The sequence below is a fragment of the Hymenobacter sp. BT18 genome, from assembly GCF_012273015.1.
GTDB lineage: Bacteria > Bacteroidota > Bacteroidia > Cytophagales > Hymenobacteraceae > Hymenobacter > Hymenobacter lutimineralis.
In genome coordinates, this window is record NZ_CP050954.1 from 1012696 (window position 1) to 1028972 (window position 16277).

Annotated in this window: 8 protein-coding genes; 3 read left to right on the forward strand and 5 right to left on the reverse strand. The window is 60.5% G+C overall.

The window, feature by feature from the left end:
* Window positions 1-250: 250 nt before the first annotated feature.
* Together HER32_RS04205 and HER32_RS04210 are read left to right on the forward strand one after the other, a co-directional pair.
* Window positions 251-1177 carry an ABC transporter ATP-binding protein gene (locus HER32_RS04205; RefSeq protein WP_410503892.1) on the forward strand — a complete coding sequence of 309 codons (927 nt, stop codon included), beginning with the start codon at window positions 251-253 and terminating at the stop codon, window positions 1175-1177.
* Window positions 1174-4791: an ABC transporter permease/M1 family aminopeptidase gene (locus tag HER32_RS04210; RefSeq protein ID WP_168680792.1), complete on the forward strand. Its 3618-nt coding sequence runs from the start codon at window positions 1174-1176 to the stop codon at window positions 4789-4791. The genes HER32_RS04205 and HER32_RS04210 overlap by 4 nt, the downstream gene beginning before the upstream one ends.
* Window positions 4792-5150: 359 nt before the next feature.
* Here the strand turns inward: HER32_RS04210 and HER32_RS04215 are convergent, their stop codons facing one another.
* The 3 genes from HER32_RS04215 to HER32_RS20140 all read right to left on the reverse strand — a co-directional run bounded on the left by HER32_RS04215 (window position 5151) and on the right by HER32_RS20140 (window position 10623).
* Window positions 5151-7526, reverse strand: a complete 2376-nt coding sequence (locus HER32_RS04215) for a glycoside hydrolase family 127 protein (RefSeq protein WP_168680794.1) — start codon at window positions 7524-7526, stop codon at window positions 5151-5153.
* A 192-nt stretch (window positions 7527-7718) separates the two neighbouring features.
* Window positions 7719-8711: a glycoside hydrolase family 43 protein gene (locus HER32_RS04220; protein ID WP_168680796.1), complete on the reverse strand. Its 993-nt coding sequence runs from the start codon at window positions 8709-8711 to the stop codon at window positions 7719-7721.
* A 67-nt stretch (window positions 8712-8778) separates the two neighbouring features.
* Window positions 8779-10623: an NPCBM/NEW2 domain-containing protein gene (locus HER32_RS20140; RefSeq protein ID WP_197748872.1), complete on the reverse strand. Its 1845-nt coding sequence runs from the start codon at window positions 10621-10623 to the stop codon at window positions 8779-8781.
* A 501-nt stretch (window positions 10624-11124) separates the two neighbouring features.
* On the opposite strand from HER32_RS20140, the gene HER32_RS04235 reads away from it, so the two are divergent.
* A complete protein-coding gene (locus HER32_RS04235; RefSeq protein ID WP_149072353.1) occupies window positions 11125-11970 on the forward strand; it encodes an RICIN domain-containing protein in 846 nt (281 codons plus the stop codon).
* A 502-nt stretch (window positions 11971-12472) separates the two neighbouring features.
* On the opposite strand, the gene HER32_RS04240 is transcribed toward HER32_RS04235, so the two are convergent.
* Complete coding sequence (locus tag HER32_RS04240; protein WP_168680798.1) at window positions 12473-14524, reverse strand: alpha-L-arabinofuranosidase C-terminal domain-containing protein; 2052 nt, start codon at window positions 14522-14524, stop codon at window positions 12473-12475.
* Window positions 14525-14536: 12 nt separating this feature from the next.
* Window positions 14537-16237: a sodium:solute symporter family transporter gene (locus HER32_RS04245; protein WP_168680800.1), complete on the reverse strand. Its 1701-nt coding sequence runs from the start codon at window positions 16235-16237 to the stop codon at window positions 14537-14539.
* Window positions 16238-16277: the final 40 nt, after the last annotated feature.

A 16277-nucleotide genomic window follows, 5' to 3' on the forward strand; every position in this document is an offset into this window, starting at 1 on the left:
TATATCCCGCCGGGTCGGGCACCCCGCCCTCGACCAGTTACCTGAGCTAATCTACGAGATGGAGAAGGGAACCTGCCAGTGCATTGGCGGACGCAAACCTCAACTTGGTCGAGTACTTCCGTGCATCCGCCTATCGGGTTTCCCTTTCCGACCTGGTAAGAATTGCTTTGGACTGTACTAGTGATGGAAAGCTCCCTAAGGAGCTCCTCTTCCCTCCTGTTAACCGAACCACCGAAGCTTATTCGATACCATGAGAAATTCCCCCTTGGGCCTCTCCATCCGCAATGTTTCCAAGCAGTATGCGAATGGTGTGCAGGCCCTGCACCAGGTGTCGCTCGACATTCCGCCGGGCATGTTTGGCCTGCTCGGCCCGAACGGGGCCGGCAAGTCAACCCTCATGCGCACCCTGGCCACGCTGCAGGAACCCGACGAAGGGCAGCTATTCCTGGGCGAGCTGGACATCGTGCACCAGAAAGAAGCGGTCCGGGAGACGCTGGGCTACCTGCCCCAGGAGTTTGGGGTGTACCCCAAAGCCAGCGCAGAGGAGTTACTCGACTACTTCGCCGTGCTGAAAGGCCTTACCAACCGGGCCGTGCGCCGGGAAACCACCGAGGCCCTGCTCCAGCAAACCAACCTCTGGGACAAGCGCAAGCAGAAACTAGGGGGCTTCTCCGGCGGCATGAAGCAGCGCTTTGGGGTGGCCGTGGCCCTGCTGGGCAACCCCCGCCTGCTGATTGTAGACGAGCCCACCGCCGGCCTCGATCCAACCGAGCGGGTGCGCTTCCTGAACCTGCTGAGCGAGTTGGGTGAAAGCAGCGTGGTTATCCTCTCCACTCACATCGTGGAGGACGTTTCGGAGCTGTGTACGCACATGGCTATCATCAACCAGGGCCACATTCTGCTGGAGGCCCAGCCCGTGGAGGCCGTGGCCGCCCTGACCGGCCGGATCTGGCGCAAACTGACCGACAAACCCAGCCTGCCAGCGTTGGAGCGGGAACACCAGGTTATTTCCGCCAAGCTGCTGAGCGGCCGCACCCTGGTGCACGTGTACAGCCCGGACCACCCCGGCAACGGGTTTGAACCGGTGGAGCCGGACCTGAAGGACGTGTACTTCAGTGCCATGACGGGCTGCTTCACTCCAGCTACTCAGCAAGCAGCGAAGGAGGTAGCCGTATGAAATTTCAACGGATTTTTGCGCTGGAATTCTGCTACCAGCTTCGCCGATTTGCCACCTGGCTCTACTTCGGGGTCATACTGCTCATCACGTTTCTGGTGGTCATTGCCAACTATGCCGCCGATGCGCGAGATGGGTATATCTTACTGAACTCGCCCATCGTCATGGCCGCCGTCACGGTTATCTGCTGCGTGTTTTGGCTGGTGATAGGGGCCTCCGTGGCGGGCGACGCCGCGGCCCGCGACGTGCAGACTCGTATGCATTTGCTCACCTACGCAGCCCCTACCAGCAAAGCAGCCTACCTGGGTGGACGGTATCTGGCCGCCTTTGCCCTCAGTGCCGTCCTGCTGCTCGCCATCCCGGTGGGTATGCTGCTGGCCATGCACTTTGCCGGGGTAGAGGCCGAGATTCTGGGCCCGTTCCGGGTGGCACCTTACCTGACTACCTTTTTCTTTATCGCGCTGCCCAATGCTTTTTTTGCAACGGCTATGCAATTTTCGGCGGCGGCCCTCAGTCGCCGGGCCCTGGCCAGTTATCTGATCGGAGCGGTCCTGTTTGCGGCGGCCTACACGATATGGCCGCTGCTGGAAAAAGGGGGCACATGGGGCAATCTGGCCGACCCAATGAGTTTTGGCCCGGTGCTAAGCCATCTATCCATTGACTGGAGCCCCCAGGAGAAAAACACGCGCTTTTTGCTGCTGGAAGGCTCCTTTCTCGCCAACCGCCTCATCTGGTTCGGCATTTCGCTGGGCCTGCTGGCGTTTACCTACTTCCGGTTTGAGCTCGTTTTGCCGGAAGCGCGTCAAAAACGGAAGCTGAGTCAACCGCCCATAACTGGAGTAGGCCTTCACCATGTACCCCAGAAAGCAGCGCAGGTGCTGCCATCAGCCCGGGGCACGTATGGCGTTGCCACCCAACTCCGTCAGTTAAGCCTGCTCACCGGGAAGTTCTTTCTGCAGCTTGCCAAAAGCAGGGCCGGGCTACCCTTGCTGGTAGCTCTGGCCTTGCTGATAGGCTTTGTACTACCCAACAACCTGGAAGCTAAGGGCGTCCCGCTGCTACCACGCACCGACTTTGTGCTGGAATATCTGCTTGCGCCCTTGGCGCAGCCGGATAAGTTCTGGCCCCTTATTGCTTCGCTTACCATTTTCTACGCCGGCGAGCTGGTGTGGCGCGAGCGGGAAACCGGCCTAAGCGAAATTGCCGACGCCACGTCGGTACCGGAGTGGGTGCTTTTCCTGAGCAGGTTTCTGGCGCTGGGCCTGGTGCTGGTGGTCTGGCTGGCCTTCCTGCTTACGGCCGGCCTGGTAGCGCAACTGGTCATCGGCGGCACTTACCCGGAAATCGGGCTTTATCTGCAAACCTTCTTCGGGCTGCAGTTGGTGGAATGTCTACTTTTCGCCCTGCTGGCCCTGTTCGTGCACGTACTCGTGAACCAGAAGTTTGTGGGGCACTTAGTTGCGCTGCTGGCTTACGGCTCTATTGCCTTCGCTTCCGTTTTAGGTATTGAGCACAAGCTCCTCATCTTTAGCGCTAGTCCAGGCTGGACGTACACCGACATGGCCGGCTTTGGGCCGACGCTGGCGCCTTGGCTGTGGTTTAAAGCCTACTGGATGGCTTGGGCGCTGCTGCTGGCCGTGGTGGCGGTGCTGTTCTGGGTGCGGGGCCGCGACGTAAGCGTTGCCGCTCGGGTACAGCTGGCGCGCCGGCGCTTGCGGGGAACTTTACCCTGGGTAGCCGCGGCAGCCATGGCCGGCATCCTCTTGTTTGGTGGTGTTGTGTTCTATAACACCAACGTGCTGCACAACTATACGTCGGCGGCTGAGGCCGCGGCCCAGCGTGCCACCTACGAGCACCGCTACCGCCGGTACCGGAACGTGCCCCAGCCCCTGCTGACCAGCGTTAACCTGCGGGTAGAAATATACCCTAAGCAGCGGATGGTGGCCATCCAAGGCACGTATTGGCTGGTGAATAACAGCCAAGTAGCCATTGACTCCGTTCACCTGGGAATGGGCGCGGGCGTGGAAACCACCGGAGTCCACTTCAACCAGCCCACCCGGGAATTGCTCCATGATGAGGAACTGGGCCAGCGCATCTATGCCCTAACCCAGCCCCTGCGCCCCGGTGATTCGCTGCGCCTGCACTTTCAGGTGGGCTACCAGGCCAAAGGTTTTTCCAACCACGGAACTGACGCCCAGGTGATGGAAAACGGCAGCAGCTTCCGCAACATGGAGTGGCTGCCCGTCATTGGGTATGCGCCGTACCGGGAGCTGGATGAGGCTGGTGCCCGGAAAGTGCATGATCTGCCGGCCCGGCCCGCCACGGCTTCCCTCTACGACATAGCAGCCCGCCGTTACGCGCCTTTTCCTGAGCAAATCCGCTTCGAGGCCCTGGTGGGAACGGATGCGGGCCAGCAGGTGGTAGCCCCCGGCACCTTGCGCCGGACCTGGACCAAAGCTGGCCGAAGCTACTTTCACTACGCCACAGACGCGCCCATTCGCAATGAATACACTCTTTTCTCCGCCAACTACGCGGTGCTGGAAGGCAAATGGCAAGGTCCATCGGCCAGCCCAGAACAGGCAGTTGCCATTCAGATCTACGCTCCCCCGGGGCTGACAGAAAATCCGGCACGGATGGTTCGGAGCGCCCAGGCGTCGCTGGACTATTACACCAAGGAGTTTGGGCCCTACCCCCACCGGCAGCTTCGCTTTGTGGCCCATCCCAGCTATGCTTTCGGTCACCACGCTGCGCCCATCGACATTACGGCGGAGGAAGGCTTTTTCCTGCTGAACCCGCAGGATGATTCGCGCGGCTTTGACCTGGTAACGGCCGTGGTGGCGCACGAAGTAGCGCACCAATGGTGGGGCAACCAGCTTAAACAAGCCTACGTGGAAGGCGCTGGCCTGATTACCGAAAGCCTGGCGTGGTACTCAGCTATGGGCGTGCTGGAAGATAAATACGGCGCAGAGCACCTTCAGCGGCTGCTGCGTTTTCTGCAGGAAGAAAACGAAACCCCGCGCACCCGCGCCGCCTTGCCCTTGCTCCAGGCCGACGGCTTTTACCAGAACTACCGTAAAGGGCCTTTCGCCCTGTACGCCCTAAGCCAATACATCGGCCGGGACCGGGTAAACGGGGCACTACGGCAGTTGCTGGCCAGGCACCGCCCCGGTACCATCTCTCGGCCCACGTCGCTGGACCTCTACCGGGAGCTGCAGACGGCCACGCCGGACTCCCTCCAACCCCTGCTCCACGACCTGTTCAAGGCCAATACCTTCTGGGAACTAGCAACGGAAGCCGCCAGCGCCAACCAACTCAAACGAGGTGCCTGGCAGGTGACGCTTACCTTGCAGGCTCGCAAGCTGGTAGTAGATAGCACCGGTACCGAGACCAAGCGACCAATGCAGGATTGGGTGGAAATCGGCGTCTTCGCCCCCGTCAAAGCGGGCCAGGAAGAAGGCCAGCAGCTCTATTTGCAAAAGCACTTAATCAAGTCCGGTAGGCAAACCATCGTATTGACGTTACCAGAGCGTCCCGCCAAAGTGAGTGTTGATCCACGTCAGTTGTTGGTTGACTGGAAGCCAACTGACAACTACAGCGTGGTACAATCAAACAGGTAGACATTTGCAAAGCGGAACTGACAACTCTACTTTTTCTCCTTGTTGAATTCCTTATCGCCTCTCTGTCTGCAATGAAGGCTTGTACCACAATAAGAACAGCACGATAAAGCTCGTGCTTATGACCTCGGAGAGCAAAACTCCTGTGAAGTAGAAGCACTTCATACTTTAAAAGTCCGCTGAAGATGTACCAGCGGGCTTTTTTGTCTACTAGGCTTAATAGAACGTCATGCTGCGCGAAGTCGAAGCATCTCTACCGCTTCGTGGAATTACAACCACACTACCAAGATGCTTCGACTTCGCGCAGCATGACACTTACTTTGCAAACTGTGCTGCGCTGCAGGAAGTTTTGCGGGTTGGAGCTACTTGTCGCGGATCATGCGGCAGCCGTAGACGCCGCCGGCGGTTTTGCCAGGGTGAGCCTGCAGCTTCACGACCACGCTGGTTTTGCCTTTGGTAAGGGCGGCGGGCAGGGCGTAGGCCTCCTCGAAGTACTGGCCAGGCTTGTTGTTTTCGAGCACCTGCGTGGCCACTTTCTGGCCATCCACCAGCACGTCGAAGGCGCGGTTGTAGGCGTCGCTGCCCCAGTATTTGATGAGGAGCTGGTGGGTGGCCTTGGGGTCGGTTTTCAGGCGGAAGGCGAAGTAGCCGCCGTCGGTGGCGTGGCGCCACTTGTTGCCGTTGGCGTCGCCGGCCACGGAGTTCTGGCTGGTAAGCTCATGGTCGCGCTCCGGCTGCATTTCCCCGATGCGCAGCTCGTCGGTGGTGCGGGCGGCCAACTCCCGCTGGCGCAGCCGCTCGGCCTCAAACTCGGCCTGGCGGACAGCCCACTGGGCGGGTGTGAACTGGTCCCAATACACGTTGTAGTACTCGTCGTAAACCTGGTAGAACGGCACCAGCCGCACGGGCTGCGGCTGGCTGAGCTGGCTGACTTCAAACGCCACCGCCTGCTGGTCAACCGGCTTCACATAGCTGCTGATTGCGGGTTGGGTGGTAACAAGCACGGGGGCACCTTTCTGCGCGTCGGGGGCCTGCTTTCCGAGCTGACCGGCCAGCAGCCAGGGACCGTAGAGCATAGCCAGGCGCTGCTGGTTGTCGGGCAGGGCTTCGGTGTAGAGACTCTTGGGCAGCACGATTTCCACCTGGTCGCCGGAGCGCCACTTGCGGTTTAGCACTACGTAGCCATCGGCGCCTGCTTTGGCTTCTACTACTTTGCCGTTGAGCCGCAGCTTCAGGCCGCCCGTAGCCCAGCCGGGCTGGCGCAGCTTCAGAGGGAACTTGGTGGCTTTGCGGGCCTGCACGGTCAGGCGCACAGTGTCGGCGGCCGGGAAGCGGGAATCTTGGCGTATTGTCACGCTTTTCTCTTTCCACTGCAGCTCCGAGGGCACGTAGAGGTTCACGTAGAGGCTTTCATCCTGGCCCCGGAAGTAGATGCCTTCCCCGTACTTCACGTGGTTTTCCATGCCCGTGCCGGTGCAGCACCAAAACGACTCGGTGGGCGTGTTGTAGGATTTCTTTCCCCCGGCTACCAGCGGCACAAAGTAGCACATCATGCCCGTTTCCTGGTTTTGGGAGGCCAGAATGTGGTTGTAGAGTCCCCGCTCGTAGTAGTCGGCGAGGGTGGCGGTGGGCTGCCAGGCAAACAGGTGCCGGGTCAGCTTAAGCATGTTGTAGGTGTTGCAGGTTTCGGTGGTTTCCATGTTCAGCCGGTCCGCGAGCTTGTCGGGCGCGCCCAGGTGCTCATGGTCGCTGTTGCCGCCGTTGGCGTAGGAGCGGTGCCGGACAATGGCGTCCCAGAAGAACTCGGACGTCGTTTTCTCGGCAGTATTACCCGTCAGCTCATACTGCTGGGCTGCTCCCAGAATCTTCGGGATCTGGGTGTTGGCATGCTTGCCGGTTAGCTCGTCGCGGCGCTGGGCCAGGGGGCTCAGGATGGCCTGGTGGTTGAAGCGGTAGGAAAGCGTGAGGTACTTTTTGTCGGCGGTGAGGGCGTACACGCTAGCCAGCGCGTCGTTCATGCCTCCGTGCTCACAGGCCAGCATCTGCTGCATCTGGGCTTCGGAGAGGTTGCGCACTTCATCATCTACCCAGTCGGCCAGCTTGATGGCCACGGTTTTGGCCTGCTCGTTGTCGGTGTACAGGTACGCATCTACCAGGCCGGCCAGCACCTTATGCACGGTGTACCAGGGCACCCAGCCGCCGTTCAGGTCGAAGCCGCTGGAGCGGATGTCGCCCCGCTTGATTTCGGCAAACAGCTGGTCTTCCTTCGGGATGCCGCCCACGTAGCCGGTCTGGCGCTTGTCCTGGCACAACGCCAGCTCCTGCACCATGTAGTCGACACGCTGCTTGAACTTCACGTCACCCGTGGAGGCGTACGCCAGCGCACAGGCGGCCAGGTAATGCCCCAGCGAGTGGCCCGAAATGCCCTGGCTTTCCCAGCCCCCGTACTCCTTGCCCTTGGCCGGCAGCCCGGCGTTCTGGCGGAAGCGGGCCAGCAGTCGGTCGGGCTCCAGGTCCAGCAGATAGCGCACGTCGCGCTCCTGCGCCGCCTTAAACGGACTTTCGAGCAGGCGCACGTCGCGTAGCGGAAACGCGTAGGCCTGCACCAGCACCACCGGCTCCACCTTGATTTTGGGGTTGCGCCACTCCGGCGCGTACGACTGCGCCGCCCCGGGCCCAGCCGCCAGCAACAGCGCGGCGCTAGTCAGCAGCCAAGTGGAAACATGTTTGTTTCTCATAGGAAAGCAGCAGAAAGACGTTATTGTGAAGGCATAATTGGTGTCCTGCTGAGCGGAGTCGAAGCATCTTTACCGCTTCGTTGCCATGCTATTGATTAGCTAGCGGTAGAGATGCTTCGACAAGCTCAGCATGACGAGCTGTTTTTCTTTTTCTGGCTTTTCAACTGCCCACGGCTGAACACCAAGGGCCGGTTACGGCGCGGGGGCCACGCCCGCCTTGGTCATGATGACTTTCTGGATGGTACCGTCGGCGTTGTAGTACAGGTAGTCAATGCACACGGAGCGTCGGAAGGAGCCGCCGGCGGGGCCGTTGGCGCCGTTGTGGTAGATGAAGTAGGACTTGCCCTTGAAGTCGAGAATAGCCTGGTGGTTGGTGTTGCTGTTCTCGGCCAGCTCGTTCAGAATGCCCTTGTACTCCCACGGTCCTTCGGGGCTGCGGCTCATAGCATAGGCCAGCTTCTCCGGAAATTCGGTGGCGTAAGAGAGATAGTACCAGTCGCCGCGCTTGTGCACCCAGGGCGCCTCGGTGTAGCTGGGCAGCACAATGGTGTTGATGGGCCCGTCCAGCTCCGTCATATTGGCTTTGAGCTTGGCGTAGTAGCAGCCAGTATTGCCCCAGTACAGATAGGCCTGCCCCGCGTCGTCGATAATAACCGTGGGGTCGATGTCATCAAAGAAGCTGTTCACCTTCGTGGTCATGTCGTTGGTGATGAGCGCCGAGCCGCGGGCATCCCGAAACGGCCCCAGCGGGTTGTCGGCCACGGCCACGCCAATAGCTTTGCCGGGAATAGAGCGGTGGTCGACGGTGGCGTACCAGTAGAACTTGCCGTTGCGCTCCACCACCTGCGAGGCCCAGGCATCGGCGCGGGCCCAGGTGAAGTCCGTCACGCGCAACGGTACGGGGTGCTCGGTCCAGGTCACCATATCCGGGGAGGAGTAGCACAGCCACTCCTTCATCTGGTAGCCTTCCTGTGGAAACGGGGTTTCGTCGTGACCGGTGTAGAGGTACATTTTGCCATCGTGCACCAGCGCGGCCGGGTCGGCCGTGTACTTGTCCCGGATGATGGGGTTGCGGTTGGTAACGGGCGTCACGACCGGCGGCACGAAGGCGTCGGCCTTGTCCTTCTGGCAGGCCGACAGCAGCGCCAGGCCCGTAATCAAAGGCAGGAGCGCGTATTTTTTCATGATGAGAGAAATCATCCGTTGGAGGTAAGCACGCTGACGTTTCAGGCCGACTGTGCAGTTAGTAATACTATTTCTTCACCGCTGAAATCCGGTAGAAGCCCGCGCCATGGCGACGGATGTAAGGCGCAAACTCGCCCGTTACTGGTCCCAGGTTTTTGCCTGCCCATAGGTCGCGCACGGTGCAGGGGCCTTGCAGCCCCAGGCTCTCCAGGGCCACATGGACGCGGCTGGAATCGGCGGGCATGGGCCGGTACGGGTTTTTCGTGAACACCAGGAAGCGCACGGTGCCACCCGTATTCTGCGCGGCCCCGGCCTGGTCGAGGCCCACTTCGCCGCTCAGGCGGGTGAAGCCCGTTGGCAGTTCGTAGGTAATCATAGAGTTGGCGTGCGTGCCAATGCCACTGGTGTAGGTCTTTCCTCCTACCACCAGCGCGCCGCCCGACACGCTTTTGTTGGCCGTCACCTGCCCCCAGCCGGCGGTGGCCTTCTGCCAGGGCAGAGAGCTAAGCGCCACGATTTTCTGCCCATCCGAAAGCGTCAGGTTCAGCCAGTCGGCGTGGTCCCAGGCTATGTCGTCGCCCCCGTCGCTCACGTTCAGGTAGAGCTGGCGCGCCCCGGCAAGGTCGGCGGTAAGCTCCTGGCGGTGGCCAAGTGTCTGGCGCGTAATCGGGCCGCTGGCCCACACGGCCTCGGTTTCGGGCAGCAGCTCCTGGTCCTGGGCGTTGAAGACAGCCAGAAACTTGTCGCCGGTTTTGGGGTCGTCGGCGGTCCAGGCAATCAGGTCGTTCTGGCGGAACAGCTGGCGGTTGCGGGTGCTGCTGCGGTGCACGGCTAGCACTTCGGGGTTGGTGAGCAGGCGCAGGGTAAAGGCGTCGTTGCTGGGCAGGTCGCCGCCGAACATGAGCGGGGAGCGGAAAATGCTCCACAAGGTCATCAGCGTGTACTGCTCGTCGCGGCTGAAGCGCGTCAGCCGGTCGTCGCCGCGCTCGGCCCGGATGCCCAGGCGACCCAGCGGCAGCATATCGGCATCGGGAAAAGCGCCCGGCCCGATGTAGGGCGCCCAGCGGCTGCACACCTCGAAGTGTTCCTTCAGCTGCTCCCAGGAGTCCCAGAAGTCGCCCACGGTGCGCCACATGTTGGCGTGAGCAGCCACGTGGCGGGCTTCGGCAATGGGCGTTTCCCCCGGCGAAGTACTCAGCACCATCTTGCGGCCCGACGTATCAATGGCCCGCCGGATCATCTCTACCTCCGCCTTGTGGTAGGGCGAAGACAAGTCGTCTACTTTCACAAAATCGACGCCCCAGCCGGCGTAGAGCTTGAACAGGGAGTCGTAGTATTCCTGCGCGCCGGGGCGGCCGGCCACCACCGTGTACATATCCCGCAGCCAGCCGGCCTGCCCTTCTTTGGTGTAGATGTCGGCGGCCGTGGCTTTGCTGCCGAGGATGGGCAGCTTGCGCTGCACCGCTACCACCGGCACTCCCCGCATGATGTGGATGCCGAACTTCAGCCCCTTGGCGTGCATATAATCGGCTAGGGGCTTGAAACCCTGGCCGCCAGCTGCCGACGGGAAGCGGTTGGGCGCGGGCACGAAGCGGCCATACTGGTCGATGTTCCAGGCGGGGTCTTTCTCGTTATAGCCGTGGGCGGTGTCGTTGCCCACGTACCAGCGGATATCTACCACCACGTACTCCCAGCCGCTGCTTTTCAGGTTGCGAGCCATGTAGTCGGCATTGGCCTTCACCTCGGCTTCCGTTACGGTGGGGCCGTAGCAGTCCCAGCTGTTCCAGCCCATAGGCGGCGTGGCGGCCCACTGGTGGAAACTGGGGGTGGCGCGCTGGGCCACGGCGGGAATTGCGCCGGTGATGAGCAGCGCGCCGGCCACTGTAGTCAGTAGGTGCCGAAATTGGGGCATAGGCGGGTCCAGAGCTTAGCTAGCAAGTGGTAAAAACGGTGTACTCATCCGGCAACTTCGGTCCTCAGCCTGCCAAAGCCGGGCCGTATGGGCAGGCCCAGCGAAGCACCCCAAACAGAATGAGCATGACGGAGGCTAAATCAGAGGTATGCCACTCAGTCTGCCCTCCTCCCCGTTTGCGCTGCCTCCCGAAAGAATGGTTAGCAAAGCTGATAAATTTTCTTTCGATTCACAATCGATTGTGTTTATATAATTCTTACTTTAGGCTCTCATTCCTGACTTGGTGGCGGTAAACGTAGGCGGCCGGATTATCCCAGTCCGGCTTTGCTGCTTGCAGCCTTCCCAGCCGTCCTTTTCGCGCTTTCCTGGTTACCTGGCTCAAGTAGCCCATCCTTTTCAGCCTTACCACAATCGTTTGTGAAAGGTATTTGAGTCGCTCTTTTCCGTCGCCTTCACTTTTTTCTTAACAACTCACTTCTCACTTTTTCACCTCCTCAACGCATGAAAAAATCTGTACTCCTTGGTGCCCTGGCTACGCTTAGCCTGCTGGGCGCAAGCCACCGGACGCTGGCCCAGGCCCAGACGCTGGTAGACGGCGGCACGTACAAAATCACCCACTTCGGCAAGGTAGACCCCACCTCAAAATCGCCGCTCTGCCTCGACGTAGACTTCGACTCGAAAGAGGCCGGGGCCAGCATCGGGCAGTGGGTCGACAACGGCTTCGATGCCCAGCGCTTTGTGCTGGAAGCGCAAACCGACGGCTCCTACAAAATACGCCACATGGGCACTACCATGTATGTGCAGCCGGTGGGATTGGCCACGGCCGCCGGCACCAAAATCGAGCAGAACGTTTCCTCCGACAGCGACGCCCAGCGCTGGCTGATTACCAACACCGGCAACGACCTGTTTGAGCTGATGCTGAAGGCAACTAAAGACGCCGCCAAGCCGCAGGTGTTGGAAGTGGGCTTTGCCAGTGACGTTCCGGGCGCCCGGGTCAACCTCTGGGACGACACCGACTTCGCTGAAGCCCAGCGCTGGCAGTTCACGCTGATTGCCAGCCCCACGGCTAACCGGAAAACCAACCCCGCCGAGTTGAACGCCGAGGTATACCCCAATCCCCTCGGCCGCCACCAGGCCCTGTCGGTGAAAGTGACCACGGCCCGGGGCGGAGCCGCCGAGGTAGAGCTACTGGATGTACTGGGCCACAGAGTGCTCCGCCAGCCAGCTACTCTGCGGGCCGGCCACAACACGGTAAGCCTGAGCCGCCAGCCGCTGGCTGCCGGTATCTACATCCTGCGCGTGAGCCAGGGCAACTACATCCAGCAAACCCGTATTGTGCAGCAGTAGTTACACCTGTGCCGGCCGCTATATGCTGGCCGGGTTCTGCTAAAAATGAAAGGGCCGGTTCCTGAGAACCGGCCCTTTTGTTGTGACGCGTCCCTGCGTTTGGGCCGATGGAGAGGTGCCTGCGTACGTTTCATCGCGGAACGACTGGAGCGGTGCCGACCAGATAAAGCCACTTCATCAACCGAAAGCCAGCGGAGCTGACGACGAGAGGCAACCGGGCGTTCCGGCACTTCTATATCTGCCCCCTACCGCGTTTTCGCAATGCACGATAAGGATACCTGGTTGCAGCAGGGGCAGGTATTCAAACAGGGTTCCGGCCATTACTGGTTTGGAGAAAGCACGTAGCGTTAGCCGGACTAAACACGGGCAAAATAAAAGAGTGAGTATCTGACCGCGCACAGCTTGCAAAACCAGCCCCTTACCTCTGGTTTTGCCGCCCAACGGTCAGCACTCACTCTTTTTCCCACCAGTACGTAGTTGGCTACCAACCGGTAGCGCAGATTTACTTTTTCCCCGCTACCCGCAGCACCGTGAACGAGTTGGGTGCCAGCGTGTAATCAAAGATAGCCGATGACACCTTGAACTCCGACTCTTTGGGGGCCACATTTGTAGGCTGCTCCAGGGTATTTTGGGTCTGCAGGTCGGGGCTGGCCAGGACAGTGGCTTTGCCGGTTTTGCCCAGCTTTTTGGCCCCGGCCAAATTTACTTTCACCGTGCGGGCTTCGGGCGAGTAGTTCACCAGCTTCACCACCACTTCGCCGGTGCCGTTGTCGGCCACGGCACTCACGAACAGGTTATCCTGGCCGTTTTTGGCATTGCCGGGCAGCTGCACGGGCAGAATAGTAGTGCCTTTATTCAGGGCGTACAGCTTCTGCACGTAGTAGTTGGTGGTGCCGTAGGAGTTCAGGTTGTCGAACCAGATCATGTTGGGCGTCCACTGCCAAGCATCCACGTGGGCCAGCATGGGCGCGTAGGAAGCCATACCGACCACGTCGGCATTGCGCTCCAGGCCCGTCATGAAGGCAGCTTCGGAGAGGGCGCAGTCCCAGTTGTTTTTGTTGTCGGGCGAGCCGATGGCCACGCTTTGCGCCGCGTACTCGCCGGCAAAAATCTTGGGGCCTTTGCGGGAGTACTTGTCGTAACGGTCGGCGTGCTCCCGGAACCACTCGGGCTTGGCGTAGTAGTGCTCATCCACGTACTCGGCGTTCAGCTCACCCAGACGCTTGCTGGCTTTCTCAAACAGCTCCCCGTCGGGGCTCGGGCCGGCGCTGCTCACGATCTGGATGTTGGGGTACTTGGCCTTCACGGCCTTGGCAAACGGCTCATAGCGCTCCAGGTACTGGGGGCCCCACTGCTCGTTGCCGATACCAATCATCTTGAGGTTGAACGGGGCCGGGTGGCCCATAGCCACGCGCTTGGCGCCCCAGGGGCTAGTAGCCGGGCCATTGGCAAACTCAATTAGATCAATGGCATCCTGAATGAACGTATCCAGGGTCGGGTCGCCGGTGTTGGGGTCGTTGCCGGCGTTGGGGCCGCCGGCGGTGCTGCTCATCGGGGCCAGCTCAGCCGAGTTGAACTGACAGGCCATGCCCACGTTCAGGATGGGCAGGGGCTCGGCGCCAATGTCTTCGGACAGCTGGAAATACTCAAAGAAACCCAACCCGAAGGATTGGTAGTAGTCGGGCGTGGAGCGGTGCTTGAACTCCATGTTCCAGCGGTTGATGAGCGGCTCCCGGGAAGCCACGTCGCCAATGGTTTTCTTCCACTGGTACCGCTCGGCCAGGGTGCGGCCCTCCACAATGCAGCCGCCGGGAAAGCGCAGAAAGCCGGGCTGCATGTCTTTCAGCAGCTGCACCAGGTCGGGGCGCAGGCCGTTGGGGCGGTTGTTCCAGGTGTCTTTCGGAAACAGCGAAACCACGTCCACGTCCACGGTGCCGGCGCCGTCCAGCGTAATTTTCAGGTGGGCTTTGGCGTCGGTGGCCGAGGGCTTAATGGGCAAGGAATACTTCTTCCACTCACTCGTCAGGCCCGAAACCTGGGCCTGGGCCAGGGGCTGGCCTTTCTCGCTTTCCAGCGTCACCGTCAGGCTGTTCACGCTGCCGGGGCCTTTGCGGGCGTAGAGCGAGAACGTGTACTCGGCGTTCTGCTTCACGCCCATGCCGCGGAAGCCTTCGTTCACCATGCCCGCATCGGGGCCGGCCACGCGGGCGTTCAGCCGCACGAAGTGGCGGTTGGTAGCGCTAATGGGCTGCTGGGTGAGTACGGCGTAGGTTTCGAGGCCGGCCCCGCCGCGCAGGGCCTTCCACCCTACCAGATGCTCATCGGTTTCAAACGACTTGTTTTTGACGAGCTCGGGGTATAGCCCACCGTCGGCGGCGAAGTTGATGTCCTCGAAAAACAAGCCATACATGTTTTTCGACACGGCCCCGCCGGGTTTATTTACCTGCACCGTGATGGTGGCGGGAGCAGCGGTTTGGGCAGCGGCGGGCAGCCAGCTCAGCCCCGTGAGGCCAGCGGCCAGCAAGCGTACGCGAAAGGTGGGAAGTGGAAGCATCAGGAAAAGGAGTTACCAGAATTTGACGTAGAGCGCCGTGAGCAGCAGCATGGTGATGACGATGAGCGTCATCGTCTGCCGGCTCACGCGGAACATACCGGGGTTGAGGTCAATGGCCTTGGCGTTGATAGCCGGGCCAGCGAGGCTGGTGCCAATCATCAGCACCATGGTGATGGCGAAGGACAGGCCCATGCAGATGAGGAAGGGAATTTCAAACTCGCCCTTGCCATTGGGGAAGGCCGTGTAGAGCAGGGTTTCGCGGCCCAGCACCGCGGGAGCGTACTCGTTGAAGAATACCGATAGCGCAAAGCCCGCCAGGATGCCCACGATGCCGGCGGTAGCCGTGGTGCGCTTCCAGAACATGCCCAGCAGGAACACCGCCAGAATACCGGGCGAAATGAAGCCCGTGTACTTCTGAATGAACTGGAACCCGCCTTCGCCGCCGATGCCCAGCAAGTCCTTCCAGGTGAAGGCCACGCTCAGAACTACCGCCGCCAGAATGGTGAGGCGGCCTACCCACACCTGCTTTTTCTCCGAAGCCTCTGGGGCCAAGTAGCGCTTGTAGATGTCGAGGGTGAAGATGGTGGAAATGGAGTTTACCTTACCGGCCAGCGAAGCCACAATGGCGGCCGTGAGGGCGGCCATCGACAAGCCTTTCAGGCCGTTGGGCAGGAAGGAAAGAATGGCGGAGTAGGCATTGTCGGAGTTGAAGGAACCGGTGGAGGCCATTTCGGCCTGCAGGCTACCGTTCTTGTAGAGCACGTAGGCGGCAATGCCGGGCAGCATCACAATCACGGGCATCATCAGCTTGAGAATACCAGCGAACAGGATGCCGGTGCGGGCCGTGTGCAGGTCGGCACCCAGGGCGCGCTGGGTAATGTACTGGTTGCAGCCCCAGTAGTTGAGGTTCACAATCCACTGGCCGGCCAGGTACATAGCAATGCCGGGCAGGGCCAAGTACTTATCTACCTCCGGCTGCGGGGTGGCATCGGTGGGCTTGGGGAAAATCATGTGGAAGTGGTCGGGGGCCTTTTCCATAAGGGCCGTGAAGCCCGAGAAAGCGCCGCCGCCGAGGCCGAACTTGGTGCTTACCAAACTCAGAGCAATGTAAGTCGTGACGAGGCCACCTACCACCAGCACTACCACCTGCACCACGTCGGTGTAGCCGACCACCTTCATGCCGCCAATGGAAATGAGCAGGGAGAAAATGGCCAGCAGGATGATGATGGTGTGGAAAGAGTCGCCGCCAATGAGGTTGCTGAGCGCCAGGGCGCCCAGGTACAGAATGGAGGTGAGGTTAACCAGCACGTACAGGAACAGCCAGAAAATGCTCATGATCAAGCTGAGCGTGGAGTTGTAGCGCTGCTCCAGAAACTGCGGCATCGTGAAGATCTTGTTCTTCAGGTACACCGGCATAAAGAACACGGCCACGATGATGAGCACCACGGCCGCCACCCACTCGTAGGCCGCTACCGCCACCCCTACTTTGAAGCCGGAGCCCGACATGCCGATGAACTGCTCGGCCGAGATGTTGGAGGCAATCATGGAGGCGCCAATGGCCCACCACGTCAGGGAGCCTTCGGCCAGGAAGTAGTCTTTGGTGCTTTGCTCGGCCTTCTGCTTGCTCTTGTAGATGTAGAACCCGTAGGCCGAAACCCCGATCAGGTACACGAAGAAGACGAGCAGGTCTAGCGTCGTAAGGTTATTGCTCATGAGGAGAGGTGAAAAAGGATAGAGGTTGAGAGCCGGAAGA

Bases quoted from the DNA above. Each gene is read 5' to 3' on its own strand.
- HER32_RS04220 (WP_168680796.1), bottom strand. From the start codon at position 8,711: ATGAAAAAATACGCGCTCCTGCCTTTGATTACGGGCCTGGCGCTGCTG.
- HER32_RS04235 (WP_149072353.1), top strand. From the start codon at position 11,125: ATGAAAAAATCTGTACTCCTTGGTGCCCTGGCTACGCTTAGCCTGCTG.
- HER32_RS04210 (WP_168680792.1), top strand. From the start codon at position 1,174: ATGAAATTTCAACGGATTTTTGCGCTGGAATTCTGCTACCAGCTTCGC.
- HER32_RS04245 (WP_168680800.1), bottom strand. From the start codon at position 16,237: ATGAGCAATAACCTTACGACGCTAGACCTGCTCGTCTTCTTCGTGTAC.
- HER32_RS04215 (WP_168680794.1), bottom strand. From the start codon at position 7,526: ATGAGAAACAAACATGTTTCCACTTGGCTGCTGACTAGCGCCGCGCTG.
- HER32_RS20140 (WP_197748872.1), bottom strand. From the start codon at position 10,623: ATGCCCCAATTTCGGCACCTACTGACTACAGTGGCCGGCGCGCTGCTC.
- HER32_RS04205 (WP_410503892.1), top strand. From the start codon at position 251: ATGAGAAATTCCCCCTTGGGCCTCTCCATCCGCAATGTTTCCAAGCAG.
- HER32_RS04240 (WP_168680798.1), bottom strand. From the start codon at position 14,524: ATGCTTCCACTTCCCACCTTTCGCGTACGCTTGCTGGCCGCTGGCCTC.